Source organism: Pseudomonas persica (assembly GCF_900291015.1).
In the GTDB taxonomy this organism is placed as follows: domain Bacteria; phylum Pseudomonadota; class Gammaproteobacteria; order Pseudomonadales; family Pseudomonadaceae; genus Aquipseudomonas.
In genome coordinates this window covers 1-26,590 of the sequence record NZ_OLKL01000039.1, presented here as the reverse complement: position 1 = coordinate 26,590, position 26,590 = coordinate 1, and the positions used below count along the sequence as shown (strand labels likewise).

Below are 26,590 nucleotides of genomic sequence, written 5' to 3'. Positions count from 1 at the left end.
TCACTTCACTCGGGAAAAATCAGGGGTCCAGGCTGGCGCCGGTGGCGGGGCTGCAGTGACTGGAACAGTGTCGATCACTACGCCGCTGAGCTTCTGGCGGGCGTATTGGCGGCCTACTAGTGGCCGGCCGCCGCGGCTCTCGACAAAGTGCCAACCTTTTTCAGTGAGCCAGCGGCGCTGCCACGCCCGGGGTTTGTAGCCGGTGATCGCCACCAGCTCTTCGTCCGAAAGTGCGCGGCTGCCATTTCGATCATCGACAAGGAACTGGTTTTATGAGGCTGGTGCTGAATTGGCATACCTGCGGGAGCGGAATGGGCCTTATTCAGGCCGCAAGCCGCGTATTACGTGGTCTGTCCTGTGGGAGCGGGCTGGTGCTGGCCCTGGGGCTGGCCGGATGCTCCGGCAAGGTAGAACCGCAGGTCCAGTACGTGCGCGTCGAAGTGCCGGTGCAGGTGCCGTGCCGAGCGCCGGAAGTAGCGGTACCGCCATGGGCTGCTGCCGGCCTGCATAAGGACGACAGTCTGGAAGTTAAAATTAGAGCTTTGCTTGCCGAGCGGCGGCAGCGCATTGGCTATGAAAAGCAATTGCTCGCAGCCAATAAGATATGTCGATGAGGTACTACCTCTATGGGTTATATTGCGGAATCTTAAAGTGTACAAATTCATCCGAAGATTTAATGTGCTCTTCCAGTTTAGGACCGCTTAGTTCCATTTTTCGAAGGTGAATTTCTCCACGTTCGAGCTTGTGTTTGGCGATACTTCGAGCGCTGAGTGTCACAGCCTGCAAATCGTCGAGATTTTCCAACGATGGTATGGCGCTGTAGCGAGAATGAAAAAGCACGGTGGGCTCTCTTTTTCTTGGGTCTAAAGGGTCAAAAAGGGCTAGAGATTTTCCTCTCTCAAGGTCGTTTTTTCCGCCATGAGCAATCCAGTCATTCCGCAGGCGCCATATTTTTTTATGAAGTTCCTTCAGTGGTGGTAATCCAGGGGGGGTCTATTTTGTTAAAATCGCTAACATCCAGTTTTACATCGCGCTCATTGGCTGCGGTAAAGCATTTTGCGTATGTTATAATGGCAGAGGAATATAGTGACCAAAGTATGATGTGGTTGTGGTCGGTAATATTGAATCCCTGTGGGGTTGGCCCAAGAAGAGTTTTGATTAACAGAGGTCCGGCGGTGTTAATTGAGGCTTCAACCAAATCTAGATCCTTGATGATCATCTGCAAACCTGCGCAGGTTTTGCCAATTTTTGTCGAGGTAAGATCTACTACAGGGCAGCTTCTGTTTGTGTAAATGTATCGTGTGAGTACTTCTCCGCCGACATTTTCGCTGGCTGTTTGTATTTCGTTCTGGCTGAATTGCGGAAGCATGGGGACGTCCTAATTGGTTGCTCGCTTGGCAAAAAAGAAGTGTCTCTGACAAACTGATCGTTATCAGTGAATTATACTGTATCAAGATGGTGGTTCCATTGAACAAGCGCACCTTTATCGGAATAGTCAAGGCCGGCGAGCCGCTGGTTCAGCAGGCCATCGACGCCATGCGGGAGTACCACCAGGCCAAGGACCGTGGCGCGCCGCCTGAAGAAATCGAGCGCCTGCGTCTGTTGGCCGAGTCGCTGTTTTAGGTGGTATCCGATTACCAGCTTCGGGTCATCGCCAAAGCGCGCGGGAAGGAGTTGCCGCTTCTTCATTGAAGCGGCTCAATCAGCTCGGCGCCTTGGTTGCGCACATTGCCAACGGCCGTGCTAACCCGGTACCACTCGAAGGCATCGGCCGGTTCGCCCAGGTTGAGCACCAGTTGCTCGGCATGCTCGCTTGGCATTCCTGCTCCAATCCACTCGTAGGCCAGTTCTGGCGACAATACGACAGGCCTGCGGTCATGCACATCGACCATGCCACCTTGGGCATCGGCGGTGATAATGACGAACCCGTCATGCTCGCCGCCGGTGAACTGTCCGATGCTGGCGCATAGGGCAGGGCAGCCGTCACGGCGCCGGATGTAGTACGGCTGCTTCTTCGGGCCACCTTCATCGACCCATTCATACCAGCCGTCGATGGGCGTGATGGCCCGGTGCGGCCAGATCGCTCGAAAGAATGGGCCGTGCGCTACCTTCTCGACCCGGGCATTGATCGGCGCAGCACGGTCGGTCGCCCAATGCGGTCGCCATCCCCACCTCACCAGGTCTGCCCGCGGGCCTGCATCATCAACCCGCAGCACTGCCACCGGCGTGGTCGGCGCGACGTTGTACCGGCCAAGCGGCTGGTCGCCGACGTTGTTCCGCCATGCCTCGGGCAGGCTCAGGGTTTCAACGAAGTCATGTATGCCTCGGTACTGGCTCAGCCTTCCACACATGCGCCGCCCTCCTGCCAGAGCAAACAAGCATAGTCCGCCGAGCGGTACTGGCGGGTTTGCGTTTTTCGATGCCGAAATACTGTATCTATATACAGTATTAGGTGCAGCATGTACTTCCTCCTCGTTCGTCGCCGCGTGAATGGCGTGGCCATCCCTTCGAATCAGATCGGGAAGATCCAGCCCCTGCGGGCCGACATCCACGTCGGTGATCACCACAGTGAGCCGTTGGGCCGGGTGTCGACCCAGGCGTGGGTGTTCAACCCTTCACCCGGGGCCGACATCATCCCCCGGCTGCACGACGCCAAGGTCAACGGCATGGCCCAGCTTGGTATCAACATCAACGGGATAGAAGAGATCGACGGTGTGTTGTATGCGCAGTCGTGGTGGTGCAGAAAGGAATGATGGGCGGGCTACCACAGGCCTGGGTGTCCGAACTGGACGACCAGGTGGCCCTGCTCGAGGATCCCGATGGGCGCGCGGCAGTGCTCAGTGAGATGGCCTATGCCGCTCGCCGCCGCCGGGAGGTCGATGATGGCGATCTGGTCGACATGCTGGAGATCGTCGAGTCAGCAAGGTTGTGGGCGCATGAGGAGTCATCTTGGCTTCTTGCTGCGAACAATGGCTATGGGGCGAAAGCAGCCGGTCGCCATTTACGACAATCGACGCTTAGCAGACCCTGAGTGCCGGGTACTTACCGGCCCATCGCCGGCAAGCCCGGCCCTACATCCGCAGCGCAGGCGAATAAGCTGGTTCCTTGTCATATGGACAGGAGGTCCTGGCACCTGCGTCATCGCTAATTCACTCTGGGGTACATATGGAAACCGAACTCCGCACCGGTGCACACGGTGACTACCGCACGCTTGACTGGAACAGTGGATGCGACGTCAACTTGGGCACTTTCGTTCGCCAACTTCCTCAGGTCGTAATGGGCCGCTATGTAGCAATTGCTTGGTCCGATAGCGCGCGATATAACCTTAGCGCTGCTGAGATTGAGCTCGGCTGGGAATGTGTTGGTGACCTAGTGCTCAGTCCGCTGATCACGGATATCGCTCAACTACCCACGCCTGGCTTTGATGAGTGGTACATCTTCGAGCGGACGCCAAACTGGACGAAGCTCTCGAAATTCAGAAGCGCTATTGCGTTTCAACCTTTCGCCGATGGCGTCGAGGCCGACGAGTTCTGGTCGCAAATTGAAGAACTGCAACCTGAGCACGCCCTATTAGGCGCATGCCCAAGCCTGCTTCTGATCACTCGAGACGAAGCTATTTACGAACGCACCCTGGAGCTCTGTACCGCCTAAGCGTTTCCCATAGACGGATGGTGTAGTGGTGGGCGCTCAAACCCGATCTGGTCGCGCTTATGCCTGAACTGGAGAAAGGGTACGTCCGGCCGATACAGGCTTTCTGTAAGTGGAACTCAAATAGGGATAGATGATGCTTGACAAGGATGGGTACGATTTAGTGTGCACGAGCGCTGTCGATGTCGGGGAGGCCCAGCGAGCGCGCCTGAACAGCGTGGTAATCGATGGGCTTGGCGCATCCGTTGGCGAAATGTTTCGCGGCTTTGCCGCATCCTTTCCTCATACCGTTGCGGCTATCGAGCGGGAATATGCGGTGGCGATAGTGCTGTGCAGGCGTTTTCAGGGTACTTGGATAGCGTCGCTTGCGGCTGAAGGGCGCGCGCTAAACCTATTCTTCTACCCGATACCCGAAACACTTGTAGCAGAGGGGGCAGAGTTCGAAAGAAAATGTGCGATGCTGCCGCCCCGTTGGAAGGAGCTGTATCGCTATTTCGATTCTTTTATGCTGACCGAGGATTCCTATCTGTCCATTGATTGGACCAACACCCCGTTTTCCTACAGCGGACGTCTGTCAATCGAACGCTATCGAGTGTTGCGTGGGGTGAAGAAGGCCGTGATCAGGGATTTCGTCAAAGGCATCCAGGCGAACTCCGAGCACTATTTGCGTTGCTGGCTGTTGACTGATGCGGGCGATGCCCTGTTTCTTGACGAAGAAAAGCGCGACGGGAAGGTCTATCACGTCAAGGACGATAACTTTGCCGATTACCGGGTGCTCAATGATCCGGAAACTGTGCTGGACCACTACTTGGCGCACTACGTGACGACGCAGTCACAAAAAGGATTTGACTTCAGGACGTAAAGGGGTTGGGAGTAGGTCGGCAGAGCGCCGAAGGAGGGCGAAAAACGATTCCAAAACTGAAATGGCTACCCTTGCAGTATGCGGCCTGTAGCCGTGCCGTTTCGTCTTTGTTTTGGAATCGATTTTGCCTTGCGGGATGCATGGATTGGCTGTTTACCACACGGTCTTGAAATCCGTTGAGCCGCACCTGGTGTACGCCTGGATTTCCACCTGAAGTCTTGGGCCAATTCTTGGGCCAATGAATGCGTTTTGGTGCGGTGTGGGGAGGCTGAAGCCCGCGAAAACAGGCACTGTACACCGCTCTAAACCGCGAAAATAATCGCATGGTAATGTGGGCTACAGAGACCTAGTTAATGCCGATCATGGCCGGCCCTACACCGGAGCTGGAGGAATGATTCGTCCGGCCGATACAGGCTTTCGGAAGATTGAACTCAAATAGGGATAGATGATGCTTGACAAGGATGGATACGATTTAGTGTGCACGAGCGCAGCCCATGTTGGCGAAGCCCAGCGGCCGCACTTGAGCAGCGTAGTGATCGATAACCTCGGCGCCTCCGTTGATGAAATGTTTCCTGGCTTTGCTGCCGCCTTTCCTCGTACCGTGGCGGCGATCGAGCGTGAGTATGCTGTGCCGATAGTACTGTTCGAGAATTATAGGGGTACTTGGATAGCATCGCTGGCGGCTGAAGGGCGAACACTGAACCTGTTCTTCTACCTGGCGCCCGAAACGCTTGCAACAGAGGGGCCTACATTCGAGCGAAACTGTGCGATGCTGCCGCCCCGTTGGAAAGAGCTGTATCGCTATTTCTGGTCTTTTATGTTGACCGAGCGCTCCTATCTGTCCATGGATTGGACCAACTCCCCGTTCTCTTACAGCGGACGCTTGTCAATCGAACGCTATCGAGTGCTACGTGGGGTGAAGAAGGCCGTGATCAGGGATTTCGTCAAAAGCATCCAGGCGAGTTCTGAGCACTACCTGCGTTGCTGGCTGCTGACTGATGCGGGGGATGCCCTTTTCCTTGACGAAGGCAAGTGCGACGGGAAGGTCTACCACGTCAAGAATGGTAACTTTGCCGATTACCGTCTGCTCGATGATCCAGAAGCAGTGCTGGACAATTATCTGGCGCACTACGTGACGACGCAATCGCCAGAGGCGTTTGATTTCAGGGCGTAAGGGGTTGGGAGTAGGTCGTCAGAACGCCGGAGATAGGCGGCAGGAAGCGTGGGACAATTCTGGGACATTGAATGTCCCAAACGATGATGAATCAAGATGCAGGAAAATGAGGGAAACCCCAATAGATACAAGGGGTTGATCTATTTTCCCCAACAAAATAGCAGGTTGAGACCGGATTGCAAATCCGTCTACGCCGGTTCGATTCCGACCTCGGCCTCCACCATTCGAAAGCCCCGCAGATTAACGTCTGCGGGGCTTTTCTTTATGGGCCGGAAAAGGCGAGAGTTCCGAAACTTTGAGGGGGAGTTCCGAAACTTCAGCTTTTCGAGGCTTGGTGATGGCGTACGACCGTAGTCGCGAGCGGTGTATCTCGTGGTGATGCTCGCTCAGTCGATTGAGCCTGGCGGGCAGTGCCGTAGGGGCAGGCGCCGATCGGGAACGGCTTGGCCAGGGCGTGCCGCACCGTCGCGATGATGCGCAGTGCCCAACCATCACCGAGTCGGCGACCTGTTCGGTCCCGGCCAGCTTCACCTACCGCGGTGTCGCGGACCAACCGCCCGCTGGGGCATAACCAACCGCCGCCCGCCAGTACACTCCGCTTCCTCGGCTATTTTCGCCTTGCCTGGCCTTCGTCTCAAGACTGTTCGTACAGAGCCTGATCACTCACCAACTGGATTATGGTTTTGCCCTTGCCGCGACCTTCCGCGACCTGGCGAAATGCGTCGTTGACCTCATCCAGTGTGAACTGTTGCTGATCCACTCGGACCGCCAGTTGTCCCGCATTTGCCAGTACGGCAGCCTCACGCAAGATGGCCCCGTGGTGTTCGCGCCCATTGCCGGTGAGCAACGGCGTCAGGGTGAACACGCCCGAATAGGTGGCGTTCTTGAACGATAGCGGCGCAAGGCTGTGCTGGCCCCAACCCAGGCAACTGAGTACGTGCCCGGTATAGGGCTTCACGGCCGTGAATGACGCATCCAGTGTGCTGCCTCCCACGGTGTCATAGACGATGTCGAAACCTTCCCCGGCCGTATATTGCTCGACATAGGCATCCACGCTCTGCGCCTGGTAGTCGATCGCCGTGGCCCCCAGCGAGCGAATGAAGTCGAGACTGGCCGCCGAACCGCTGGCGTAGACTTTGGCACCACGGGCCTTGGCCAGCTGCACAGCCATTTGGCCGACCCCACCTGCGCCGCCATGGATCAGTACTTTGTGGCCGGCGTGGACGTTGGCGCGATCCACCAAACCTTCCCAGGCGGTGATAAATGCCAAAGGCAGAGCGGCCGCCTCGCGCATGCCGAGTGCGTGCGGCTTTGGCGCAATCAGCCGGGCATCGACGGCGATGTACTCGGCCATGGTGCCTTGGGCCCCGCCGATACCACCGGCCATGCCAAAGACCTCCTGGCCAGGCGTGAAGCCCTCGGCCGCCTCACCCAGCTCGACGACCGTGCCGGCCAGATCCAGGCCGAGCACCGCCGGCAGCGCCTGACGGGCGTGCGCCCCGGCACCGGTGGCTATCTTGGTATCGAGCGGGTTGACCCCAGCGGCGTGAACCCTGACGAGAACCTGCCCCGTACCAGGAACTGGTCGAGCAATGCGGCGCACGACCAGTGGGGCCTGGGCGGACTCGGCGATAGCGGCAAGCATGGTCTGACTCATGACGGGAACCTCAGGTTGAGTGGATGCTGACAGGTTGCTCCGTCTCTTCCATTCCGATAAGAAGCTAAATTTGCATATCAGTTATTCCCCCAAGAGGCCCAGTGGCGATGGACCTGTTCGACAGCATGCGCATCTTCGTGCGCGTCGTGGAGTGATCGATTTTCTGCGGGAGCACCTGCAAGGCTTTCCACACGGAGCATAGGCTCGCGCTCATTGGCGTAATCGGGATGGCTTTGGGTTAGGCATCGTGCCGTGTCTGCTGCAGCCATTGCCTCGGGCTTGCGCCCACCTTGCGACGAAAGATGCGGGCCAGCGCAGACGGACTTTCGTAGCCGACTTCATCGGCAATCAATGCCATGGGGCGGCCTTCCCGCAGACGTTTCTGCGTCAGGCTGATCCGCCAGTTCGCCAGGTAATCCGCAGGGGTGACCCCCACAGTCTCGCGAAAGTGCGCAGCAAAGCTCGCACGCGACATGCTTGAGCGATCCGCCAACTCCGCCACGGACCAATTGCGCTGTGGCTCGTTGTGGATACTCACGAGCGCGCGGGACAGCTGAGCGTGGGCCAACCCTGCCATCATCCCCGAGGCAATACTGCGGTCGCCATGAGCCAAGTGACCATCTATACCACTCAGCACTGCCCTTACTGCGTGAGCGCCAAGCGGCTACTCTCGAACAAGGGAGTCATTCCCCTCGAATTCGATATTGAAGATTCTCCGCAATATCTAGCGGAAATGCTGCAGCGATCCCGGCGCAGAACCGTCCCGCAGATTTTTGTGGGTGATGTGCATGTCGGCGGTTTTGATGATCTGGCAAGCCTTGACCGTACGGGCGGACTCGAGGCGTTGCTTGGTGCCAAACGCCAGGGTCAACTGCTGCCTTGACAACGACGTTGATCAGCACGGTAAAACTGCCGAATGGCCATGGTAACGCCGAGGAACAGGGTTGCTGTCCCCAACGCTTCCAATGGCGATGGCCAGCGATGCTGAATCAGCAGACCAAAGGTGGTGGCGTAGAGCGTTTCGCTGGCGATCAACTGCCCGCCCAGCGCTAGAGGAATGCTCCGCGTCGCGATGGACCAAGCCCAGGCACCGCCGAGGGTTGCCCCCAGTCCCTGTACCAGTCCACATAAAAGCACTGCCGAGGTTCCGTCAAGAGTGCCGCCGTGGCTCACGAAGCTGGAAAGTTTCAGGGACAGCCCCACGGGTAGGAAGGCGACCATTTCGATGCTGCACATCAGGATAAGCAGTGCCGACCAGAGCAGCGGATCCATGCCCGGTCGCGTGCTGAGAGCGCGCTCGTTGAGCAAGCCGAAGGCAGTCCAGAATCCGATCGCCAGCAGGGAAAGCAAGATGCCCACCAGCACCATGATAGCGGGCTGTGAAGCCTGCCCATTGGCGCGCTCGAAACTGCTGGCGTTGACCATCATGATGCCCAGCGCGCCTAACAGCAGTGGGGCGGCAATACTGCGCCAGGGTATCGCCTGGCTGCGCAGATTGCCGGCGATGGCCAGGACTATGGGTACGCAACCCAGCATGACCGGTGGAATGACCGGCCCAGCGGCGATAACGGCACTGGTGATCAGGAAGAAATAGCCGATGTAGCCCAGGAAGCCCAGCAGGCCGACCGTCAGCCAGTCGTCCAGGGTCAGAGTCGTCACCTGTCGACGGAACCGGACCAGCACACCAAGCGCTCCTAGGCCGGCAAACGCATAACTGACTACCGCCAGGTCAAAGGTGCTGTATTCCCCGATCAGGCTCGGCAACAGATAGAGCAACGACCAGGAAAAGGTGGCTGCGATGGCCGCGATCAATCCTGCTTTCATGTGCGCTGCTCTTCGTGAGGCTGGCAGTGCAGCCATTGCCTGGCCATCTGCCGGGCCGTATCGAAAACTGCAGTCGAATCGCCGCGTGCGGCACTGATGAAGCTGCCCTCCAGCAGAAGAAACAGGCTATCGGCGATATGCTGTGGGGCGTTGAACTTAGCCAGCCTGGCCAGTGAAACCAGTTGCTCGCGTACGCCTGCTTTGTGCCGCTCTGCAGCAAGGAATACCGGGTGACTGAATGAGGAGAACTCGGCGGCACTGTTGACGAACAGGCAACCGCGATGGCTGTCGCGCTCGACATAGCCTTGGTATAGATCGAAGAACGCCAGAAGTGCCTCCAGTGGATCGGGCAAAGCGCTGCGCAGCTGCTCGACCCTCGCTCGCCAAATGCGATCACGCTCTTCCAGGCAAGCAACGATCAAGGAGTCCTTGGATGGAAAGTGGCCGTAAAGCGTCATCTTGGTGACGCCAGCCCGAGCGGCAATGGCCGCTACGCCCGTCACGTGCAGCCCTTGGCTGAGAAACAGCTCCAGGGCGGCGTGGATAAGTCTCTGGCGAGTTTCTTCCATGGCGGTCGGCCTTCGCAATGAGTGGGGATTCGACTATACCGACCGGTAAGTATTCATCACGCACAAAAGCGACTATTCCAGAAGCACCAGCGACACAAGCCACAGCGGCGGTCGTTCTGCCAAAGAACGGATTATCCGAAGTGCTGACAAGGAAAGGCCTTGGTCGTAAGTGGGTTCCACGGTAAAGACATTGGCCGAGAACATCGCTTGCCAAGCTTGCTGAAACGTTTCTCTTTGTCTATAAAAAGGCACAACTCCAAGAAAGGCTACTGCCATGCCCCTCCTCAAACTCTTCGTTGCCCTCGGCGCCCTCTCCGCGGCCAGCCACGCCATGGCCTGGGATTACGTTCTGCTCGACACCGACAAAGCCGCCCAGAACTGGCAGATCACCAGCCAGCAACTTGGCGTAAAAACCGACAAGCCCTTCAGCGTTACCCTGCGCACCTTGCACGGAGGTCGGCAAGAGGGTGTCAGCATTGTCGACATCGATAACGGCACGATGAAGCTTTCGGTAGTGCCCACTCGCGGAATGAACGTCTTGCAGGCTTCGGTCGGCAATGTGCGCATGGGCTGGGATTCGCCGGTCAAGGAAGTGGTCAACCCGTCCTTCATCGAACTCAACGGGCGCAATGGTCTAGGCTGGCTGGAAGGTTTCAACGAACTGGTCACCCGCTGCGGTTACGAATGGGTTGGCCACCCCGGCGTCGACAACGGTGAACTGCTGACCCTGCACGGTCGGGCCGCCAACATTCCTGCGAACAAAGTCACCCTGCACATCGATGAGAAACCACCGTACGCCATCACCTTGCGTGGTGAACTGAAAGAGCAGGCGTTCAAGAAGGTCGACTTCTCCGTCATGACCGAAGTGGTCACCGAACCTGGCAGCGCGGTGTTCGTCCTCAATGACACCCTGACCAACAATGGCGACTATCCGAAGGAATACCAGGCGCTGTATCACAGTAACTTCAGCACCCCGTTCCTGGAGCAGGGCGCTCGTTTCGCCGCGCCGGTGAAACAGGTGTCGCCGTTCAACGACAAGGCCAAGGGCGATCTGCCCGATTGGCAAACCTACCGCGCGCCCACCAAGGACTATGACGAAACGGTTTATAACGTGGTGCCGTATGCGGATGCCCAGGGCAATACCTTGGCCGTGTTGCACAACAAGGCTGGCAGCCTGGGCGTTTCGGTCGGTTTCAATACTCGGACACTGCCTGTATTTTCCCTGTGGAAAAATACCGATACCCAAGGCCAGGGCTATGTCACGGGGCTGGAGCCAGGGACGAGTTTTTCCTACAACCGCCGTTACCAGCGGCCACTGAACCTGGTGCCGACAATCGGACCGAAGGAACACCGGCAGTTCCATATTCGCTACAGCTTGTTGGCGGACAAGGTGGCGGTGGACAAGGCCTTGAAGCAGGTGAGCGAGATTCAGGGTGGGCGCGAAACCGAAGTGCGGCAAACGCCATTGGTTGATCTGACCAAGGGGTAATGCCGGCCAGAGCATGTCGGCCGATGTTGCAAAGCATCGGCCAGTTGTTCCTGTCTGATCTCGTTGACTTATTCAAAATCGAAGCCGAGGGCTCCCAGATTGAGCTCATCGACGCGGGTCCAAGTGATTCGAACCGGTTCATTTACTGGCCGAAGCCATCAGAACACCAAAACCGAAGAAGGTAATGCCGGAGAGCTTGCCGACGACTCGCGCACCGCGGTTGGTCGACAGCCAGCCCCTGGCGCCATTGGCCATTAGGGCATAGCCGGTGTGTACCAGCACGACCAGCAACGCGTAGGATGAAACCAGCAGGAAAAACTGACTGTAGTAGTTGTCCTGCGGGCTGATGAATTGTGGGAACACGGCCAGGAAGAAGAAACCAGCCTTGGGATTCAGCAACTGGATCGACAATGCTTCGACGAAGCGCCGCCAGGGTTGCATGGCGGTCACGGTGAGCTCCGGGATGAAACGCTGGGTACGCCACATCTTCACCCCCAGGTACAAGAGGTACAACGCGCCGACGTACTTGAGCACGGTGAACGCCATTGCCGAGGTTGCCAGGAGCAACCCCACGCTGCTGGCCGAGAGCCCGGCGACGATGAAAGCACCCAAGGCGATGCCAAAGATCCCCGGCAGCGCACCGCTCCAGCCGTGGCGCAGGGCATTGGAGAGGGTCAGAACCACCCCGGGACCGGGGCTTGACACGGTGAAAGTCGCAAGGATAAGGAACAGTCCATAACTAGCCATGCAAAATGCCTCCTGGCATTAAAGTCAACGAAGTCCGGTTAGCAAAGCAGATGATTGTGGCACCCATGGACGACGACTGGAACAAGTAGAGCGGCTTTCAGGGTGGCGTGAAACACCGCCGCTGACAAACCGCTATAGGGGGGGCTGCTATCGACCCAGGCTGTGTGAAAACTCCAAGCGGACTCCGGCTGATTAAGAAACAGCCTAAAAATCGCGTTCCTGCGTGAATTCTGGGTCAGTTGAGTAGCCGAGCTTATCCAGAACTCGCATAGAAGCGCGTTGTCCCACTTGGCCTTAGCGTTTTCACACAGCCTGGACCCATTGCAGCCGGTCAGCACGCGCCAGGTGCCGACCATCAACGGAATGGATGATCGTCAGTAGCGAAAAGATTGTTCCAGAAATTCGGTGATCAGCGAGGCCGTCTGCGCCTGTATCAGTGCGCGTGGTCGAGCGTTGATGCCGTCCTGGCAAATGATGCCATCGCCAGGTGCATCTTCTTCAAGCAATGCCGTCGCGCCAGGTTTGCACATCGACAAGAAGCTGAAGTGGCTGGCGTCCTCGATCTCGACATACCGACTCGTCGCTGGGGGCAAACGCTTGGCTAGGGCGGCGGATTCCAGCTGTGCAGGGAGATCTTCAGATGCTGCGCCTGCCGCGATCACCAGAGTCGGTACTGGCAACGCTACCAGGCTTTCATCGGTCAGGCCGCGTGAAAGGCCCAGATCCAGGGTAACAATGGCAGTGACACGGTTGTCGCGCAGATCGTCGCCCAGTCGAGCTTTCGAAACCGGTGCGCTGTCGGGATTGATCTGCTTGTAAACGCTGCAACTGGATAGCTTGGGATGGGTGATGCAGTCCTGGGCGAAACGCTTGGGATCGAAACGGGCACCGGCGATTTCCAGCGCGGTCCAGCCACCCAGTGAATGGCCAACCACTGCAATCTGACGCTTGGCTACCAGTCCAAACCGATCCGGCTGGGCCACGACTGCATCGATGGCCCGTTGCAGGTCGATGGGGCGCTGCCACAACTGTGCCGCGGCTTCAGGACGGCGATCGCGGGTGGTGGTGCCGGGGTGGTTGACTGCCGCCACGATGTAGCCCTGGTGAGCCAGTGCACTGGCCAACCATGACTGGTTCCCCCAGTTGCCGCGAAAGCCATGGGAAAGTACCACCAATGGAAGCGCATCTGTGGCCGGGGGCGCATCGCGGACGGCGAGGTCACCGGCGAATACCTGGGTCTCTGCGATCAACTGTGGTGTAGCGGTGGTGGTACTCGGGTACCAGACTACCAACTCCAGCGGGCGGCCATTTTGCGCGTCCGGCAACGTCGAGACCTGGAAGCCGATGGTCTTGTAGCCTGCGAATGCGGATATGTTCAGGCAGAAACAGAGCAAGAAGCCGAATACTGTTTTCATCGGTTTATCTTCCTTGATGGGGCAGCGTCGATTGGGCGCGACCTGATGCGCGGAGAACATATCAGCCATCGTGCCCGCACACACGATCATTTTGAATCCCTCCTGATTTCATGTGTGCTGCGGGGGTGTAGAGTACAGAACTGCGGCGCAGGCGGAACCGAAAGGGTTGGCGGGCGAGCCACGAAGGGCCGAGAGCGGCGGGATGAAGTGACTGCTTTCGACCCAGGCGCATAGAAGCGCGTTGTCCGACTTGGCCTTAGCGTTTTCACACAGCCTGGACCCAGAGCAGACATTGAGATGACTCGTTTCGTGAGTGCGACGCGCATTCTGTGGGAGCGGCTTTAGCCGCGAACACCGGCGCAGCCGGTGCCATGCACCGCGTTGGATTCTTCGCGGCTAAAGCCGCTCCCACAGGATGCACGGACCGCTTGCGAATTCAGTTCTCTATGCGACAGCGCAGCCCAAAGGGCTGGGCCATCTCCCACAGAGGCTAGCGTGGCGCGCAAGTCGAAGATGGAATATCCGATCCGCTTCGCGCATGGCTAGCGCGTCGGCATCTGGGTCAGCCGTTGCGGGCGCGCAGCGCCTGCGCCTGGCCCAGGCGGTACTGATTGTCGCCGCTGCGCTTGGCCTCATACATCGCCAGATCGGCAACATGGATCAGTTGGTCGCGGGTCTGCGCGTGATCGGGGAAGAGGGCGATGCCCAGGCTGACTCCGACCCGCTGCAGCGTGTCGCCCAGGCGGATTGGTGCGTCCAGCGGCACCAGCAACCTCTGCGCGATCACCCGGGCCTCGTCCTCGGGTGCACGCTCGGCCGATAAGCCCTCCAGCACGGTGACGAACTCGTCGCCACCCAGGCGCGCCACGCTGTCCGAGTTACGCAGCGCATCGTGCAGGCGGGTCGCGGTGGTCCGCAGTACCTGATCGCCCGCAGCGTGGCCAAGGCTGTCGTTGATCGCCTTGAAACCATTGAGGTCGATGAACACCAGTGCAATACGGTTGTGGTTGCGCCGGGCCAAAGCCAGGGCACCCTCAAGGCGCTCCTCGAACACCAGGCGGTTGGGCAGGCCGGTCAGCGGGTCATGGTGGGCCAGGCGGTGTAACTGGTTGGCCCAGGCTTTCTCCTCGGTGATATCACGCACCACGCCCATCATCTTGATGGGCGTGCCAAGTTCGTCCTTGACCACGTTGCCGGTCTCGCGTAGCCAGTGCAGCGTACCGTCTGGCCAGACCACCCGATATTCCTCGTCGTGGTTCTCGCCAGTTTCGATGCAGCGCAATTCGCCGGCGCGCACACGGGCGCGATCGTCCGGATGAACCGCGTTGCAGAACAGCTCGTAGCTCGGTGTCACTTCGTTGACCGAATAGCCGAACATGCCGTAGATGGCGTCGGACCAGTACAGATGGTTAGTGTCGATGTCCCAGTCCCAGGTACCGATGCGGGCGAAATACTGGCTGCGCTGGAAGCGTTCAGCATCGACCAGGATCGGCCGGATCAGCAGCCATTGCCTGGCATTGGCCGTGCCTTGCTGGCTGATGTGTAGCGCGCGCCGCTGGCCATCGTCCCCCGTAACCTGCACCGAGCCGGATGGCGCAGCCAACTGCGGCAGACGTTCTCGCAGGCGCAGGCCCTGTAGCGGAGTGCTGGAACAGCCAAGCAGTTCGGCCGCGGCCGGGTTGTGCCAACATACCCGGCCATCACGGGCGAGTTGCAACACGCCCACGTCCATCTCCGCCAGCAGGGCACAGTGGCGCTGACGCTGACGATGCAGCAGCCGCAGCAGAGTGAGGCTGGGCAGGGTGGCGAGCAGGACGACGAACAGGGCAATCATCGGGCAGCGACTGATCCAGGAGGCTAGGCATTGCCTGCATTATGCCTATCTTCTAATGGCAGTTCGCCTGCAAAGGCTATCAGCCTCGTCATTCGCCGCTTGTCACGGCTAGTCCTGGCGCAGTGCGACCTGTCGGCCGCAGCGGGCACTACCAAACGCTAGCCTTCAGGCGGGGATATCCCGCAAACGAATTCATCCGATCCCAGGCGGTGCGAGCCGAACTCCACAACGTAGCCAACACCGCGGCGCTCCGCCTCGGCCCTGGCAGTCTTCTGGTCGGCATAGACATCGACGAAATGCCAGGGATGCCGGTCTCTCAGCACCCCCCATCCGAGCACCCAGCCGTCATTGTCCGGATCGGGTGGCAGGTTTTTCGCCAAGCTGCGGATGCCCATACATTCACCCCGATGTGCTAGTCAGTCTTCTGCTGCATGAAGCATAGCGTCTACCCGAAACTAGAGCCCAAGGCGCGCCGCTTGGTTCGCTTTATCAGGGGGCGCAAGCCACTTTTGCCCCCCGCAGCTTGAATGCAGCAGGGTAGCGTGCGCTGCACCCACAGCCAGCGCACATGGGTCATCAACCTTCGAACTGGATCACCATCCGCCCTTTGATCTTGCCCTCCAGCATCTCCTCAAAGATCTGGTTGATATCCTCGATCGGCCGCAGGGTCACCTTCGGCACCACTTTTCCTTCCGCCGCAAACTGGAAAGCTTCCTGCAGATCCTGCCGGGTGCCGACCAGCGAGCCGATCACCTCGATACCGTCCAGCACCAGGCGAGGGATATTCAGGTTCATGGCTTCCGATGGCAGCCCGACAGCAACCAGCCGCCCGCCGGCGCGCAGGGCGTCGACGGCTGAGTTGAACGCAGCCTTGGCGACGGCGGTAACCACGGCGGCATGGGCGCCACCGGTCTTGGCCTGGATAACCTTGGCGGCATCCTCGGTGCGTGAATTGATGACCAGGTCGGCGCCCATCTCGCTGGCGAAGCGCAGTTGCTCTTGGTTGACGTCGATGGCGATCACTTTGGCGTTGAAGACGTTCTTGGCATATTGCAGGGCCAGGTTGCCCAGGCCGCCAAGGCCGTAGATGGCGATCCATTGGCCGGGGCGGATGTTGGAGATCTTCACCGCCTTGTAGGTGGTCACGCCGGCGCAGGTAATACTGCTGGCAGCAGCGGAGTCGAGCCCGTCAGGCACTTTGACCGAGTAGTCGGCCTTGACGATGCAGGCTTCGGCCATACCGCCGTCCACGGTGTAGCCGGAGTTCTTCACTTCGCGGCACAGGGTTTCGTTGCCGCTGTTGCAATACTCGCAATGCCCGCAGCCCTGGTAGAACCAGGCTACGCTGGCGCGGTCACCCGGTTTGAGCGAGGTGACGCCAGGTCCTACTTCCTGGACCACGCCGATGCCTTCATGGCCTAGCACTACACCGGTCTTGTCACCGAAATCGCCATTTTTCACATGCAGGTCGGTGTGGCACACACCGCAGCATTGCATCTTCAGCAGCGCTTCACCGTGTTTCAAGGGGCGCAGGGTTTTCTCCACCACCTCCACGCGACGGCCTGGTGCAACAACAGCAGCTTTCATATGAGCCTCCGTGTCTATCCGAATGAGCTTGAGTAATCGCCGGGTCAGCATAGCCCTTGCCTGGTGGGGCAAAACTGCTTCAGGTCATGGTCTGGGGTGGGGGCTTGTACGCAGGTACCTGCCCTGCGTATGCCTGTCAGGCAAAAAGAAAAGCCCGCGGCAATAATGCGGCGGGCTGCAAGAACATAAGGAGCAGGGTCAGTGTGCCCATCCGGATGTCAGCATTTCGTGAAGGTCAGGTCATGAGGTTGTCATGTGCCTGTCCTGAGTTTTGAGGTGGCGCTCGATCTCCCGGGTGCCACACAACCCACATAATAAAAAAGCCCGCCATGAAGACGGGCAAGCAACGTTTGAAGGGAGAGCCTGCAGGTTGGACCCGGCCGGTTAACCGAGCATTAAGCGGTAACGCATTGACCTGCGCAGCTGATCGGCCTATACAGGCCTGCCACTAGCCCAGGAGCCAGCATGCGCGACGAAGACGACCTGCACGAACCCGAGCACGATCACCTGCTTGACCACGAATTCCTCTACGACGATGTGGAACCCGAAGCGGATGCCCAGGGCGCCGAGGACGAGGTGGAGGAAGACGAGGAAACGCTGGATGACCTCGATGACGAGGAGCGCGATCACCCGGCCTGGTTTGACGACTGCGAAGACGACTGACTCAGCGCCCGTCCACCGAAAAACGCCCGGGGCCGCACACTGCCAGTACCAGCAGGCCGCCCATGATGCTGAGGTTCTTCAGGAACTGGGTCATGTTGGCGCTGCGCTCAGGGTCGACCATGTTCCAGAACGGGTGGCCCAGCAGCGCCGTGCCCAGTACGAACAGCGCGAACAGGAAGGCCAGCGGCCGCGTATAGAAGCCGAGGATCAGCAGGATGCCGACGACCAACTCCATCAGCACGGCAATTGCCGCTGCCAGCATGGGGGCAGGGGCGCCCAGTGAGGTCATGTAGCCGACCGTGCCTTCGAACCCGGTCAGTTTGCCCCAGCCGGACAAGACGAACAGGCTCATCAGCAGCACGCGGGCAATCAGGATCATGATGTCGCGTTGACCATCGAACAGGGAGTAGCGCATGGCGGCGTTCCAGTGGACGGGTACACGCTCCACTCTAGCAGTTGCGCCAAGGATTGCTGGTGGGCAGCAAAAAGGCGCCGCAAGGGCGCCTTTTCAAAGAAGTTTGGTGCGAGTGGCGGGACTCGAACCCGCAAGGCTCACGCCGACAGATTTTAAGTCTGCTGTGTATACCAATTCCACCACACTCGCACGCTTGAAGGGGTCGCATCGACCAGCTCGCTTCTAAGCAGAAGGGCTTTGCAATCAAGCGCGCTTTATAACCCATTGTTATAGTTGAGTCAACCGCAGCACCTATGATCAACAGAGTGAAGGGTCGATGGAATGGGCAATTGAAACCTTGCTGTCATTACGCCACTATTGCCCACTTTATTGGATCCAAAGAGTGTGCGGTGATGACTCGGTCCGCTGCTACCGGGCGTATGGTGCGCCCACGGCTGCTCTGGCGACTGTTGTTCGTGCAGGTAGTCGTGTTGGCGACGTTTCTCTACCTCAGCCTGATCAGCCTGGGCGGTTACCTGCTAATGCTGGGGTTCGATGCCGAACACCCTCAACCGCAGCGGCTGATGGCCCTGGCCGGTGGCGGGCTTATCATGCTGGTCGGCTTGTGGCTGCTGAAAGTTGCGATGCCGCGGCGCATCAGCCCGGTGCTGGTTGAACCTGAGCGCTGAACCTCGCCGGTCACACGGGGTCAATCACGCAGGGCTAACCACGCGGGTGCTCGAAGGCTCGCACGTTCGGCCAGGCTTATTCTTCCCTCCTGTTGTGCCGGTGGAGCTCGCATGGTTTCAGTTGACTGCCTCGATCATCCCGTCATGCCCGCTCACCGCTATGAACAGCTGGTTCAGTCGGTGGTGGATTACGCCATCTACATGATCGACCCGTCCGGCCATGTGGTGTCGTGGAATGCAGGCGCGCAACGTATCAAGGGTTACCGTGCCGATGAAGTGGTCGGCCAGCATTTCTCGTTGTTCTTCACGTCGCAGGATTGCGCCGAGGGCCGCCCGGAGCGCTTGCTGCGTCAGGCGCTGGAACAGGGCGTGGCGCAGGATGAAGGCTGGCGGGTGCGCAAGGACGGCACGCAGTTCTGGGCCTTGTCCGCGCTGGACGTGATCCGCGATGAGCATGGCCAGATCGTCGGCCTGGCCAAGGTGACCCGGGACATCACCGACCGTCGCGAGTCGGCGCTGCAACTGGACGCGGTGCGCGCCCAGCTATTCCAGGCACAGAAGCTGGAGGCACTTGGCCTGTTGACCGGTGGCCTGGCGCATGACTTCAACAACATGTTGACCATCATCATCAGCTCGGCGCGCCTGGCGCTGGCCACCCAGGACCCGGCACGCGCCCAGCGCATGCTGCAGCACATTCTCGATGCCGGGCAGCGTGGCACCGAACTGACCCAGCAGTTGCTCAGCTTTGCCCGCCACCGCAAGCTTGATGTGGCCTGCGTCGCCCCGGCGAGCCTTGTTGCCGCCACCCGTGGTCTACTGGAGCATGCGCTGCCTGGTTCGATTGACCTGAAGGTACTGTTGCAACCGGACCTGCCTCTGATCAAGGTGGATGCCGGGCAATTGCAGATGGTGCTGCTCAATCTGTTGTTCAATGCCCGCGATGCCATCACCGGGCAGGGCCGGATCGTCCTGACGGTCGGCGTGGTCGAGCTGGCCGGCGAGGTGCAAGGGCTGCACGGCGGGTTTGTGCGTTTCGAGGTGGCAGACAGCGGCGAGGGTATCGCGCCAGCGGTACTGCCGCGGATCTTCGAGCCGTTTTTCACCACCAAGCCCTTTGGCAAGGGTACCGGCCTGGGCCTTAGCCAGGTGTATGGTTTTGCCCGGCAGAGCGGTGGCGCCATCTGTGTCGACAGTGAGCCCGGCCGGGGAACTTGCATGCAGCTTTACTTGCCAATCTATCAGAACCAGGCGGACAGCCAACTCAACAGGTAGACACCATGGCACAGGCACTCAGGCGGCTGGTGACGGGGATCGAAGGGCTCGATGCGTTGCTCCAGGGTGGCCTGGTGGCCGGCGCGTCCTACATCATCCAGGGCCCGCCGGGGGCCGGCAAGACCATCCTCGCCAACCAGCTGGCCTGCGGGCATGTGCGCGGCGGTGGCCGGGTGCTGGTGGCCACCTTGCTGAGCGAGTCGCACGAGCGGCTGTTCCAGTACCTGGCAACCCTGGAGTTCTTCGACCCGGCGCTGGTCGGCGACCCGATCCAGTTCGTCAGTGCCTTCGACACCCTGGAGCAGGAGGGCCTGGACGCCGTGGTACGGCTGCTGCGCCAGGAAATCGCCCGGCAGCAGGCCAGCCTGCTGATCGTCGATGGAGTGCTCAATGCCCGGGTGCGTGCGGAAACCGCGCTGGACACCAAGAAATTTGTCTCCGAACTGCAGGGCCATGCGGCCTTTGCCGGTTGCACCGTGCTGTTGCTGACCAGCGCCCGGCTGGAAGAGGGTAGCCCGGAGCACACCATGGTCGACGGCGTGATCGAACTGGGCGAGCAACTGTTCGGCAGCCGTGCCGTGCGCCATATCCAGCTGCGCAAGACGCGGGGCAGTGCGGCGTTGTCGGGACGCCATGAATGCCTCATCGATGCAGCCGGCATGCATGTCTACCCGCGCCTGGAGTCGCTGTTCAGCCACCCCAGCCAGGCGGGCAGCGCCATTCTGGAGCGCATCAGCAGTGGCGTGGCTACCCTGGACGAAATGCTCGGTGGCGGCCTGGCCACGGGCTCGGTCAGCTTGCTGATCGGGCCCTCGGGTATTGGCAAGACGTCATTGGGTCTGGCCTTTCTCGGCGCCAGCAGCCCGCAGGCACCGGGGCTGCATTTCGGCTTCTACGAAACGCCGGAGCGCCTGCGTATCAAGGCCGCGTCGTTGGGTTACGACTTCGCCGCGATGGAGCAGGACGCTAGCCTGCAGCTGTGCTGGCAGCCGACCACCGAGGGCCTGCTGGACCAGGTTGGTGCGCGCCTGCTCGAACGTGTCGAGGCGCAAGGCAGCAAGCGCGTGCTGATCGACAGCCTGGGGGCGTTCAGCCGCCTGGCCACCGACCCGGCGCGGCTCAATGCGTTTTTCCGCGCCCTGGCCGGCGAGTTGCGCGCGCGCGATGTCAGCGTGGTACTGACTTGGGAAATGCGTGACATCTTTGGCGCGGAAATCAGCGCTCCGGCCCCGGACCTGTCGAGTATCGTCGACAACCTGATGCTGATGCGCTTCGTCGAGCTGGATTCGCAGCTGCGGCGCATGCTGTCGATCCTCAAGGTGCGTGACAGCCACCATGACCCTGCCTTGCACGAGCTGCTGATCGGGCCGCAGGGCATTACCCTGCGCAAGGCGTTCGAAGGCGCCTGCGGTGTGCTCTCGGGGACGCCGATGCCGCAGGGGAGCGGGTGACGGGACGGGCCGATGAACACCATCCTGATCGTTGATGATGAGTACCTGATTGCCGACATCCTCGGTTTTGCCCTGGAGGACGAAGGTTTCCTGGTGGAAAAGGCGAGCAACGGCTGCAAGGCGCTGGAGGCGCTGAAGGAAAAGCGCGTTCAGCTGGTTATCACCGACTACATGATGCCGCTGCTCAACGGTGAGGAACTGGTGCGCTCGATGCGTGAAGACCCGGCCTTGAGCGAGTTGCCGGTCATCCTCATGAGTGGCGCGCAGGCCAACCAGGGATGCCCGGAGCTGTTCGCCGCGGTGTTCGACAAACCGTTCGACATGGACTGTATGATCGCCAAGGTGCGCGAACTGCTGGGCACCTGAGGCGCGGGGCGATCAAGCGCGTCCGTGCGGCTTGAGGCAGGTCGCTCAGTGCGAGTCGTCGTGCTTTTCCGGGGCCGGGCTGCCGGCCTGGATACGCTTGAAGATCTCTTCGCGATGGACCTGGACGTCTTTCGGTGCATCGATACCGATCCTCACTTGCATCCCTTTGACGCCCAGAATGGTGACTTTGATGTCGTCGTTGATGACGATGCTTTCGCCAACCTTGCGGGTGAGTATCAGCATGTAGTTCTCCTTGGTGATGTAAAAGTCCGTCGGGCTAGTTGCCACGGCGGCGGGAGCTTGTCCCTCTTCCTTCTCATTAAAGACGCTTTCGGCGGATAGTAATTCCCCGACAGACAAATTCTGTTGCGTGTCTTCAGTTGCAGGTGCCGAAGCAAACCGCCAGCGGTTTGTCGGCCAAGGTGCTCGGTGGCAAGAATAGGGGGCTTGGCGGCCAATGGGAAATTTCTTCGCATCATGGGCGGAATAGACCTGGTTAATGGTCATCCTGTTCCTCGAGTGCCTGAAGAAATAACAGCAAGGCCACTTCTTCGCGGTCCAGGCCTTTGCGTGCACGGTTTTTCGGCAAGTTGGCCAGACGCCCCAAGGCGTAGTGTTCAAGTACAGCCGGGTGGATGTAGCAGCGCCTGCACACCGCTGGCGTGTTACCCAGGCGTGTGGCTACCTGGCGAACGATCGCGGCGACCTGGCGTCTGGCTTCGCTCTCGGGCTCCCAGGCCAATGGCCTGAGCAGGTCCAGGGCCAGGCTGCTACCGGCCCAGGTGCGGTAGTCCTTGGCGGTGAAGTCGGCGCCGGTCAGTTGCTGCAGAAACTGGTTGACCTCGCTGGAGCCGACGCTGTGGCGCTGGCCGTCGTCGTCCAGGTACTGGAACAGCGCTTGCCCGGGCAACTCCATGCAGCGTTTGAGCAGGTTGGCCAGGCGCCGATCGTTGAGGCTGACGTTGTGCTCGACGCCGCGCTTGCCGCGGAACTGGAAGCGAATGCTGCTGCCCTTCACCTCGACGTGGCGGTTGCGCAGGGTGGTCAGGCCATAGGACTGGTTGTCACGCAGGTAGCGCTGGTTGCCGATGCGGATCAGCGTGTGGTCCAGCAGGCTGACCACCAGCGCCATCACCTTTTCCCGGTTCAGGCCCGGCCGGGCAAGGTGGGCTTGCAGCTGTTCGCGCAGTTTCGGCAGGGCCTGGGCAAACGCCAGCATGCGCCCGTACTTGTGCTGGTCGCGCATTTCGCGCCACTGCGCATGGTAGCGGTATTGCTTGCGGCCACGGGCATCGCGACCCGTCGCTTGCAGGTGGCCCTGCGGGTCGGCGCAGATCCACACATCGGTATAGGCCGGGGGGATCACCAGTGCGGCGATGCGGGCGAGGGTAGCGCTGTCGCGCACCCGCTGGCCGTTTGCATCCAGGTAGATGAAGCGGCCACGCCAGCGCCGCCGGGTCAGGCCCGGCAGGCTATCGTCGACGTAGTGCAGGGTAGGTGGCAGGGGGCAGTCGAGCATGGTTGGCAGGCCTCGATCAGGTCACTGATCAATGGACATCAGCTGCGGGGCCGATGCTCAGCCCAGCAACGCCACTGACTTGATCTGGGCAAACAGCACCTGGCCCGGGTGCAGGCCGAGCTGGTCTGCCGAGAAGCGGGTGATGCGCGCGAGCAAGGCGTTGCCGCCGGCATCCAGGCTGACCAGCACATGGGCCGGGTTGGCAGCCGGGCGGCTTTCGCGCACGCGCACCGGCAAGCGGTTGAGGATGCTCGAAGTACTGTCGGCTGCCAGGGCCAGGCTGACGTCGCGCGCCTGCACCTTGACCCGCAGGGAGCTGCCCATCACCTGGGCCGGGTGGGCGATGCGCAGCAGCGGCCCATCCTTGCCGGGCAGGCGCAGGTCGAGCAGGTCGTAGTGCGGGTCGTGCCCGACCACCAGGCCCTCGAACACCACGCCGGCATCCTCGCCCTGGGCCAGCGACAGGTCGAGGCGGGCCAGGGTTTCGCCGATCGGGCCGCTGGCCAACGCCTGGCCTTGCTCCAGCAACACCAGGTGGTCGGCCAGCCGCGCCACTTCGTCCTGGGCATGGCTGACATACACCAGCGGGATATCCAGTTCCTCGTGCAGGCGTTCCAGGTAGGGCAGGATTTCGCGCTTGCGCGGCCCGTCGAGGGCCGCCAGCGGCTCGTCCATCAACAACAGGCGCGGGCTGCTGAGCAGGGCGCGGGCAATGCCCACCCGCTGCGCCTCGCCACCGGACAAGGTTGCCGGCCGGCGTGCCAGCAAGTGGCCGATACCCAGTAGCTGGCACGCCTGTTCGAGGCTGACCTTGCGCTCGGCAGCAGCCACCCGCCGCCAGCCGAATTCCAGGTTGCCGCGTACCGACAGGTGCGGGAACAGGCTGGCTTCCTGGAATACATAGCCCACCGGGCGCAGGTGCGGTGCCTGGAAGTAGCCACGGGTGCTGTCCTCCCAGACTTCACCGTTGACTTCGATGTAGGCGCTGGCGGCCCGTTCCAGCCCGGCCAGGCAACGCAGGCAGCTGGTCTTGCCAGAGCCCGAGTGGCCGAACAGCGCGCTGATGCCGCGCCCGGGCAGGTGCAGGTCGACGTCCAGGGTGAAGTCGTCGCGCGCCAGTTTCAGGCGCGCCACAATCGATGTGCTCATTTCAGCTCCAGCCAGCTTTGCCGCGGCGTCCAGCGTACAGCAGGAGCAGCACCAGGAACGAGAACAGCAGCATGGCACCGGCCAGCCAGTGTGCTTGCGGATAGGCCATGGCCTCGACATGGTCGAAGATCTGCACCGAGACCACGCGTGTCTTGTCGGGGATGTTGCCGCCAATCATCAACACCACGCCGAACTCACCCACGGTATGGGCGAAACCGAGGATGCTGGCGGTAATGAAGCCTGGGCGGGCCAGGGGCAGCACTACGTGGACGAAGGTGTCCCAGGGGCTGGCGCGCAGCGTGGCGGCGACTTCCAGCGGGCGCTGGCCAATGGCGCCGAAGGCATTCTGCAATGGCTGGACAACGAAGGGCATGGAGTAGATCACCGAGCCGATCACCAGGCCGGTAAAGCTGAACACCACGCTGCCCAGGCCCAGCGCCTGGGTCGCCTGGCCCAGCCAGCCGTGCGGGCCGAGGGCGATCAGCAGATAGAAGCCGATCACCGTGGGGGGCAGCACCAGCGGCAAGGCCACCACCGCGCCCACCGGCCCGCGCAGCCACGAGCGCGTGCGCGCCAGCCACCAGGCGATGGGCGTGCCGACGATCAGCAGGATCAGGGTGGTCAGGCTGGCCAGTTTCACGGTCAGCCAGATGGCACCCAGGTCACTGGTGTCCAGGGGCATCAGATTTCGTAACCGTAGGCTTTGATCACTGCCGCGGCTTTCGGGCCTTTCAGGTAGTCGACCAGGGCCTTGGCGGCGGGGTTGTCCTTGCCTTTTTCGAGGACTACCGCGTCCTGGCGGATGGGCTCGTGCAGGGACGAGGGAACGATCCAGGCCGAACCGTTTTCGACCTTGCCGTCCTTGTAGATTTGCGACAGGGCGACAAAGCCCAGCTCGGCGTTGCCAGTGGAGACGAACTGGAACGCCTGGGTGATGTTCTGCCCTTCGACCAGCTTGGGCTTGATGGCTTCGCTCAGCTTCAGCTTGTCCAGCACCTGAGTGGCGGCCAGGCCGTAAGGTGCAGTTTTCGGGTTGGCGATGGACAGGTGCTTGAATGTGTTGTTCTTCAGCACTTCGCCGTTGGCGTCGATATAGCCGGGCTTGGCCGACCACAGGGCCAGGGTGCCGATGGCGTAGGTGAAACGCGAGCCCGGGACAATGGCCTTTTCCTGCTCGAGCTTGGCCGGGGTACTGTCGTCGGCAGCGAGGAATACCTCGAACGGCGCGCCGTTCTTGATCTGTGCGTAGAACTGGCCGGTGGCGCCGTAGGCGGCTACCAGCTTGTGGCCGGTATCTTTTTCGAAGTCCTTGCCGATGGCTTGGATGGGGGCCGTGAAGTTCGCTGCGACCGCGACCTGGACTTCACCGGCCCAGGCAGTGTTGAAGGCGAGCAGGCTGGCCAGGGTGGTGGCGGCCAGGCAGGAAGGGCGGATACGCATCAACACAGCTCCTCGGAGGTTATCGTTATATTCTTAACTATATAGCGATAGGCCGTGGGCCGGAAAGGGGGCCAAGTAAAGCGTAAGCAGGCCAGGCCTCTTCGCGGGTAAACCCGCTCCCACAGGGTCGCCACAATATTCGAATGCTGCGCAGTACCTGTGGGAGCGGGTTCACCCGCGAAGAGGCCAGACCTGCTTACGCAGATGCTTGTCGGCCGACCACGGCCAGCGCCTTTTCGGCAATCTCCCGGGTCAACTCGCCTGCCGGCATATGCCTCCCACAGGGTCGCCACAATATTCGAATGCTGCGCAGTACCTGTGGGAGCGGGTTTACCCGCGAAGAGGCCAGACCTGCTCAGGCAGATGCCTGTCGGCCGACCACGGCCAGCGCCTTTTCGGCAATCTCCCGGGTCAACTCGCCTGCCGGCATATGCCTCCCACAGGGTCGCCACAATATTCGAATGCTGCGCAGTACCTGTGGGAGCGGGTTTACCCGCGAAGAGGCCAGACCTGCTCAGGCAGATGCCTGTCGGCCGACCACGGCCAGCGCCTTTTCGGCAATCTCCCGGGTCAACTCGCCTGCCGGCATATGCCTCCCACAGGGNGGCCAGCGCCTTTTCGGCAATCTCCCGGGTCAACTCGCCTGCCGGCATATGCCTCCCACAGGGTCGCCACAATATTCGAATGCTGCGCAGTACCTGTGGGAGCGGGTTTACCCGCGAAGAGGCCAGACCTGCTTACGCAGATGCTTGTCGGCCGATCATGGCCAGCGCCTTTTCGGCAATCTCCCGGGTCAACTCGCCTGCCGGCATATGCCTCCCACAGGGTCGCCACAATATTC

Annotated in this window: 30 protein-coding genes, 1 tRNA gene and 3 pseudogenes; 14 read left to right on the top strand and 20 right to left on the bottom strand. The window is 60.5% G+C overall.

The features are described from left to right. Positions 1 to 231: pseudogene (locus FQ664_RS18410) on the bottom strand (DUF4224 domain-containing protein); the annotation flags it as partial. A 41-nt stretch (positions 232 to 272) separates the two neighbouring features. Between FQ664_RS18410 and FQ664_RS18405 the strand changes: the two are divergent. Continuing rightward, on the top strand, positions 273 to 614 hold the full coding sequence (locus FQ664_RS18405; protein WP_144173940.1) for a hypothetical protein: 342 nt from the start codon (positions 273 to 275) through the stop codon (positions 612 to 614). 341 nt (positions 615 to 955) lie between these two features. Here the strand turns inward: FQ664_RS18405 and FQ664_RS18400 are convergent, their stop codons facing one another. Continuing rightward, entirely contained in the window at positions 956 to 1,369 is a 414-nt protein-coding gene (locus tag FQ664_RS18400; protein WP_144173939.1) for a hypothetical protein, read from the bottom strand. Between the two features lie 98 nt (positions 1,370 to 1,467). Here FQ664_RS18400 and FQ664_RS27300 point away from each other — a divergent pair. Further along, positions 1,468 to 1,692, top strand: a pseudogene (locus FQ664_RS27300) (hypothetical protein). On the opposite strand, the gene FQ664_RS18395 reads toward FQ664_RS27300, so the two are convergent. Next, entirely contained in the window at positions 1,686 to 2,351 is a 666-nt protein-coding gene (locus FQ664_RS18395) for an SOS response-associated peptidase (RefSeq protein ID WP_144173937.1), read from the bottom strand. The pseudogene FQ664_RS27300 and the gene FQ664_RS18395 overlap by 7 nt on opposite strands. A gap of 108 nt (positions 2,352 to 2,459) precedes the next feature. On the opposite strand from FQ664_RS18395, the gene FQ664_RS18390 reads away from it, so the two are divergent. From FQ664_RS18390 to FQ664_RS18370, 5 genes are all read left to right on the top strand, one after another. Then, complete coding sequence (locus tag FQ664_RS18390; protein WP_144173935.1) at positions 2,460 to 2,753, top strand: hypothetical protein; 294 nt, start codon at positions 2,460 to 2,462, stop codon at positions 2,751 to 2,753. Next, complete coding sequence (locus tag FQ664_RS18385) at positions 2,750 to 3,031, top strand: hypothetical protein (RefSeq protein WP_256676022.1); 282 nt, start codon at positions 2,750 to 2,752, stop codon at positions 3,029 to 3,031. Before FQ664_RS18390 ends, FQ664_RS18385 begins: the two co-directional genes overlap by 4 nt. 134 nt (positions 3,032 to 3,165) lie before the next feature. Then, entirely contained in the window at positions 3,166 to 3,651 is a 486-nt protein-coding gene (locus FQ664_RS18380; protein ID WP_144173933.1) for a hypothetical protein, read from the top strand. A 133-nt stretch (positions 3,652 to 3,784) separates the two neighbouring features. Then, positions 3,785 to 4,510, top strand: coding sequence for a hypothetical protein (locus tag FQ664_RS18375; protein ID WP_144173931.1), 726 nt, complete (start codon positions 3,785 to 3,787; stop codon positions 4,508 to 4,510). A 448-nt stretch (positions 4,511 to 4,958) separates the two neighbouring features. After that, complete coding sequence (locus tag FQ664_RS18370) at positions 4,959 to 5,684, top strand: hypothetical protein (protein WP_144173929.1); 726 nt, start codon at positions 4,959 to 4,961, stop codon at positions 5,682 to 5,684. A gap of 634 nt (positions 5,685 to 6,318) precedes the next feature. Here the strand turns inward: FQ664_RS18370 and FQ664_RS18365 are convergent. Together FQ664_RS18365 and FQ664_RS18360 are read right to left on the bottom strand one after the other, a co-directional pair. Next, a complete protein-coding gene (locus FQ664_RS18365; RefSeq protein WP_144173927.1) occupies positions 6,319 to 7,341 on the bottom strand; it encodes a zinc-dependent alcohol dehydrogenase family protein in 1,023 nt (340 codons plus the stop codon). Between the two features lie 238 nt (positions 7,342 to 7,579). Then, positions 7,580 to 7,939: pseudogene (locus FQ664_RS18360) on the bottom strand (helix-turn-helix domain-containing protein); the annotation flags it as partial. Between the two features lie 6 nt (positions 7,940 to 7,945). Here FQ664_RS18360 and grxC point away from each other — a divergent pair. Continuing rightward, positions 7,946 to 8,224, top strand: coding sequence for a glutaredoxin 3 (grxC, locus tag FQ664_RS18355; RefSeq protein WP_144173925.1), 279 nt, complete (start codon positions 7,946 to 7,948; stop codon positions 8,222 to 8,224). Here grxC and FQ664_RS18350 read toward each other — a convergent pair. From FQ664_RS18350 to FQ664_RS18340, 3 genes are all read right to left on the bottom strand, one after another. Beyond that, complete coding sequence (locus FQ664_RS18350) at positions 8,209 to 9,165, bottom strand: DMT family transporter (RefSeq protein ID WP_144173924.1); 957 nt, start codon at positions 9,163 to 9,165, stop codon at positions 8,209 to 8,211. The genes grxC and FQ664_RS18350 overlap by 16 nt on opposite strands. Beyond that, positions 9,162 to 9,734 (bottom strand): TetR/AcrR family transcriptional regulator, encoded by a 573-nt coding sequence (locus FQ664_RS18345; protein WP_144173922.1) that lies wholly within the window; start codon positions 9,732 to 9,734, stop codon positions 9,162 to 9,164. The genes FQ664_RS18350 and FQ664_RS18345 overlap by 4 nt, the downstream gene beginning before the upstream one ends. A gap of 72 nt (positions 9,735 to 9,806) precedes the next feature. Next, positions 9,807 to 10,010 carry a hypothetical protein gene (locus tag FQ664_RS18340; RefSeq protein ID WP_144173920.1) on the bottom strand — a complete coding sequence of 68 codons (204 nt, stop codon included), beginning with the start codon at positions 10,008 to 10,010 and terminating at the stop codon, positions 9,807 to 9,809. Between FQ664_RS18340 and FQ664_RS18335 the strand changes: the two genes are divergently transcribed. Continuing rightward, positions 10,009 to 11,223 carry an aldose 1-epimerase family protein gene (locus FQ664_RS18335; RefSeq protein ID WP_144173918.1) on the top strand — a complete coding sequence of 405 codons (1,215 nt, stop codon included), beginning with the start codon at positions 10,009 to 10,011 and terminating at the stop codon, positions 11,221 to 11,223. The genes FQ664_RS18340 and FQ664_RS18335 overlap by 2 nt on opposite strands. A 138-nt stretch (positions 11,224 to 11,361) precedes the next feature. On the opposite strand, the gene FQ664_RS18330 is transcribed toward FQ664_RS18335, so the two are convergent. The 5 genes from FQ664_RS18330 to adhP all read right to left on the bottom strand — a co-directional run bounded on the left by FQ664_RS18330 (position 11,362) and on the right by adhP (position 16,806). Beyond that, positions 11,362 to 11,970: a LysE family translocator gene (locus FQ664_RS18330; protein WP_144173916.1), complete on the bottom strand. Its 609-nt coding sequence runs from the start codon at positions 11,968 to 11,970 to the stop codon at positions 11,362 to 11,364. 374 nt (positions 11,971 to 12,344) lie between these two features. Continuing rightward, positions 12,345 to 13,385: an alpha/beta hydrolase family protein gene (locus FQ664_RS18325; protein ID WP_144174150.1), complete on the bottom strand. Its 1,041-nt coding sequence runs from the start codon at positions 13,383 to 13,385 to the stop codon at positions 12,345 to 12,347. A gap of 562 nt (positions 13,386 to 13,947) precedes the next feature. After that, positions 13,948 to 15,219 (bottom strand): diguanylate cyclase domain-containing protein, encoded by a 1,272-nt coding sequence (locus tag FQ664_RS18320; protein ID WP_144173914.1) that lies wholly within the window; start codon positions 15,217 to 15,219, stop codon positions 13,948 to 13,950. A gap of 158 nt (positions 15,220 to 15,377) precedes the next feature. Then, positions 15,378 to 15,614, bottom strand: a complete 237-nt coding sequence (locus tag FQ664_RS18315; RefSeq protein ID WP_075045625.1) for a hypothetical protein — start codon at positions 15,612 to 15,614, stop codon at positions 15,378 to 15,380. Between the two features lie 181 nt (positions 15,615 to 15,795). Next, positions 15,796 to 16,806, bottom strand: coding sequence for an alcohol dehydrogenase AdhP (gene adhP / locus FQ664_RS18310; RefSeq protein WP_144173912.1), 1,011 nt, complete (start codon positions 16,804 to 16,806; stop codon positions 15,796 to 15,798). A gap of 465 nt (positions 16,807 to 17,271) precedes the next feature. Between adhP and FQ664_RS18305 the strand changes: the two genes are divergently transcribed. Next, on the top strand, positions 17,272 to 17,469 hold the full coding sequence (locus tag FQ664_RS18305; protein WP_070383709.1) for a hypothetical protein: 198 nt from the start codon (positions 17,272 to 17,274) through the stop codon (positions 17,467 to 17,469). Position 17,470: 1 nt separating this feature from the next. Here FQ664_RS18305 and FQ664_RS18300 read toward each other — a convergent pair whose 3' ends face one another. Then, a complete protein-coding gene (locus tag FQ664_RS18300) occupies positions 17,471 to 17,884 on the bottom strand; it encodes a DoxX family protein (protein ID WP_144173910.1) in 414 nt (137 codons plus the stop codon). 104 nt (positions 17,885 to 17,988) lie between these two features. Beyond that, a tRNA-Leu gene (locus tag FQ664_RS18295) sits at positions 17,989 to 18,073 on the bottom strand. Positions 18,074 to 18,276: 203 nt separating this feature from the next. Here FQ664_RS18295 and FQ664_RS18290 point away from each other — a divergent pair. The 4 genes from FQ664_RS18290 (at position 18,277) to FQ664_RS18275 (ending at position 21,641) form a co-directional block, all read left to right on the top strand. Beyond that, entirely contained in the window at positions 18,277 to 18,552 is a 276-nt protein-coding gene (locus FQ664_RS18290; RefSeq protein ID WP_144173908.1) for a hypothetical protein, read from the top strand. Positions 18,553 to 18,663: 111 nt separating this feature from the next. Beyond that, the gene (locus FQ664_RS18285; protein ID WP_144173906.1) at positions 18,664 to 19,824 is read left to right on the top strand and encodes a two-component system sensor histidine kinase NtrB; all 1,161 of its coding nucleotides are present in this window, start codon (positions 18,664 to 18,666) and stop codon (positions 19,822 to 19,824) included. A gap of 5 nt (positions 19,825 to 19,829) precedes the next feature. After that, the gene (locus tag FQ664_RS18280; RefSeq protein ID WP_144173904.1) at positions 19,830 to 21,275 is read left to right on the top strand and encodes an ATPase domain-containing protein; all 1,446 of its coding nucleotides are present in this window, start codon (positions 19,830 to 19,832) and stop codon (positions 21,273 to 21,275) included. Positions 21,276 to 21,287: 12 nt separating this feature from the next. Further along, positions 21,288 to 21,641 (top strand): response regulator, encoded by a 354-nt coding sequence (locus FQ664_RS18275; RefSeq protein WP_085622082.1) that lies wholly within the window; start codon positions 21,288 to 21,290, stop codon positions 21,639 to 21,641. A 45-nt stretch (positions 21,642 to 21,686) separates the two neighbouring features. On the opposite strand, the gene csrA is transcribed toward FQ664_RS18275, so the two are convergent. From csrA to modA, 5 genes are all read right to left on the bottom strand, one after another. Then, the gene (gene csrA, locus FQ664_RS18270) at positions 21,687 to 21,884 is read right to left on the bottom strand and encodes a carbon storage regulator CsrA (protein ID WP_004375914.1); all 198 of its coding nucleotides are present in this window, start codon (positions 21,882 to 21,884) and stop codon (positions 21,687 to 21,689) included. 253 nt (positions 21,885 to 22,137) lie between these two features. Continuing rightward, entirely contained in the window at positions 22,138 to 23,160 is a 1,023-nt protein-coding gene (locus FQ664_RS18265; RefSeq protein WP_144173902.1) for a DNA topoisomerase IB, read from the bottom strand. Positions 23,161 to 23,217: 57 nt separating this feature from the next. Continuing rightward, entirely contained in the window at positions 23,218 to 24,309 is a 1,092-nt protein-coding gene (modC, locus tag FQ664_RS18260; protein WP_144173900.1) for a molybdenum ABC transporter ATP-binding protein, read from the bottom strand. Between the two features lies 1 nt (position 24,310). Beyond that, the gene (gene modB / locus FQ664_RS18255; RefSeq protein WP_144173898.1) at positions 24,311 to 24,991 is read right to left on the bottom strand and encodes a molybdate ABC transporter permease subunit; all 681 of its coding nucleotides are present in this window, start codon (positions 24,989 to 24,991) and stop codon (positions 24,311 to 24,313) included. Beyond that, positions 24,991 to 25,749 carry a molybdate ABC transporter substrate-binding protein gene (gene modA / locus FQ664_RS18250; RefSeq protein WP_144173896.1) on the bottom strand — a complete coding sequence of 253 codons (759 nt, stop codon included), beginning with the start codon at positions 25,747 to 25,749 and terminating at the stop codon, positions 24,991 to 24,993. The genes modB and modA overlap by 1 nt, the downstream gene beginning before the upstream one ends. Positions 25,750 to 26,590: the final 841 nt, after the last annotated feature.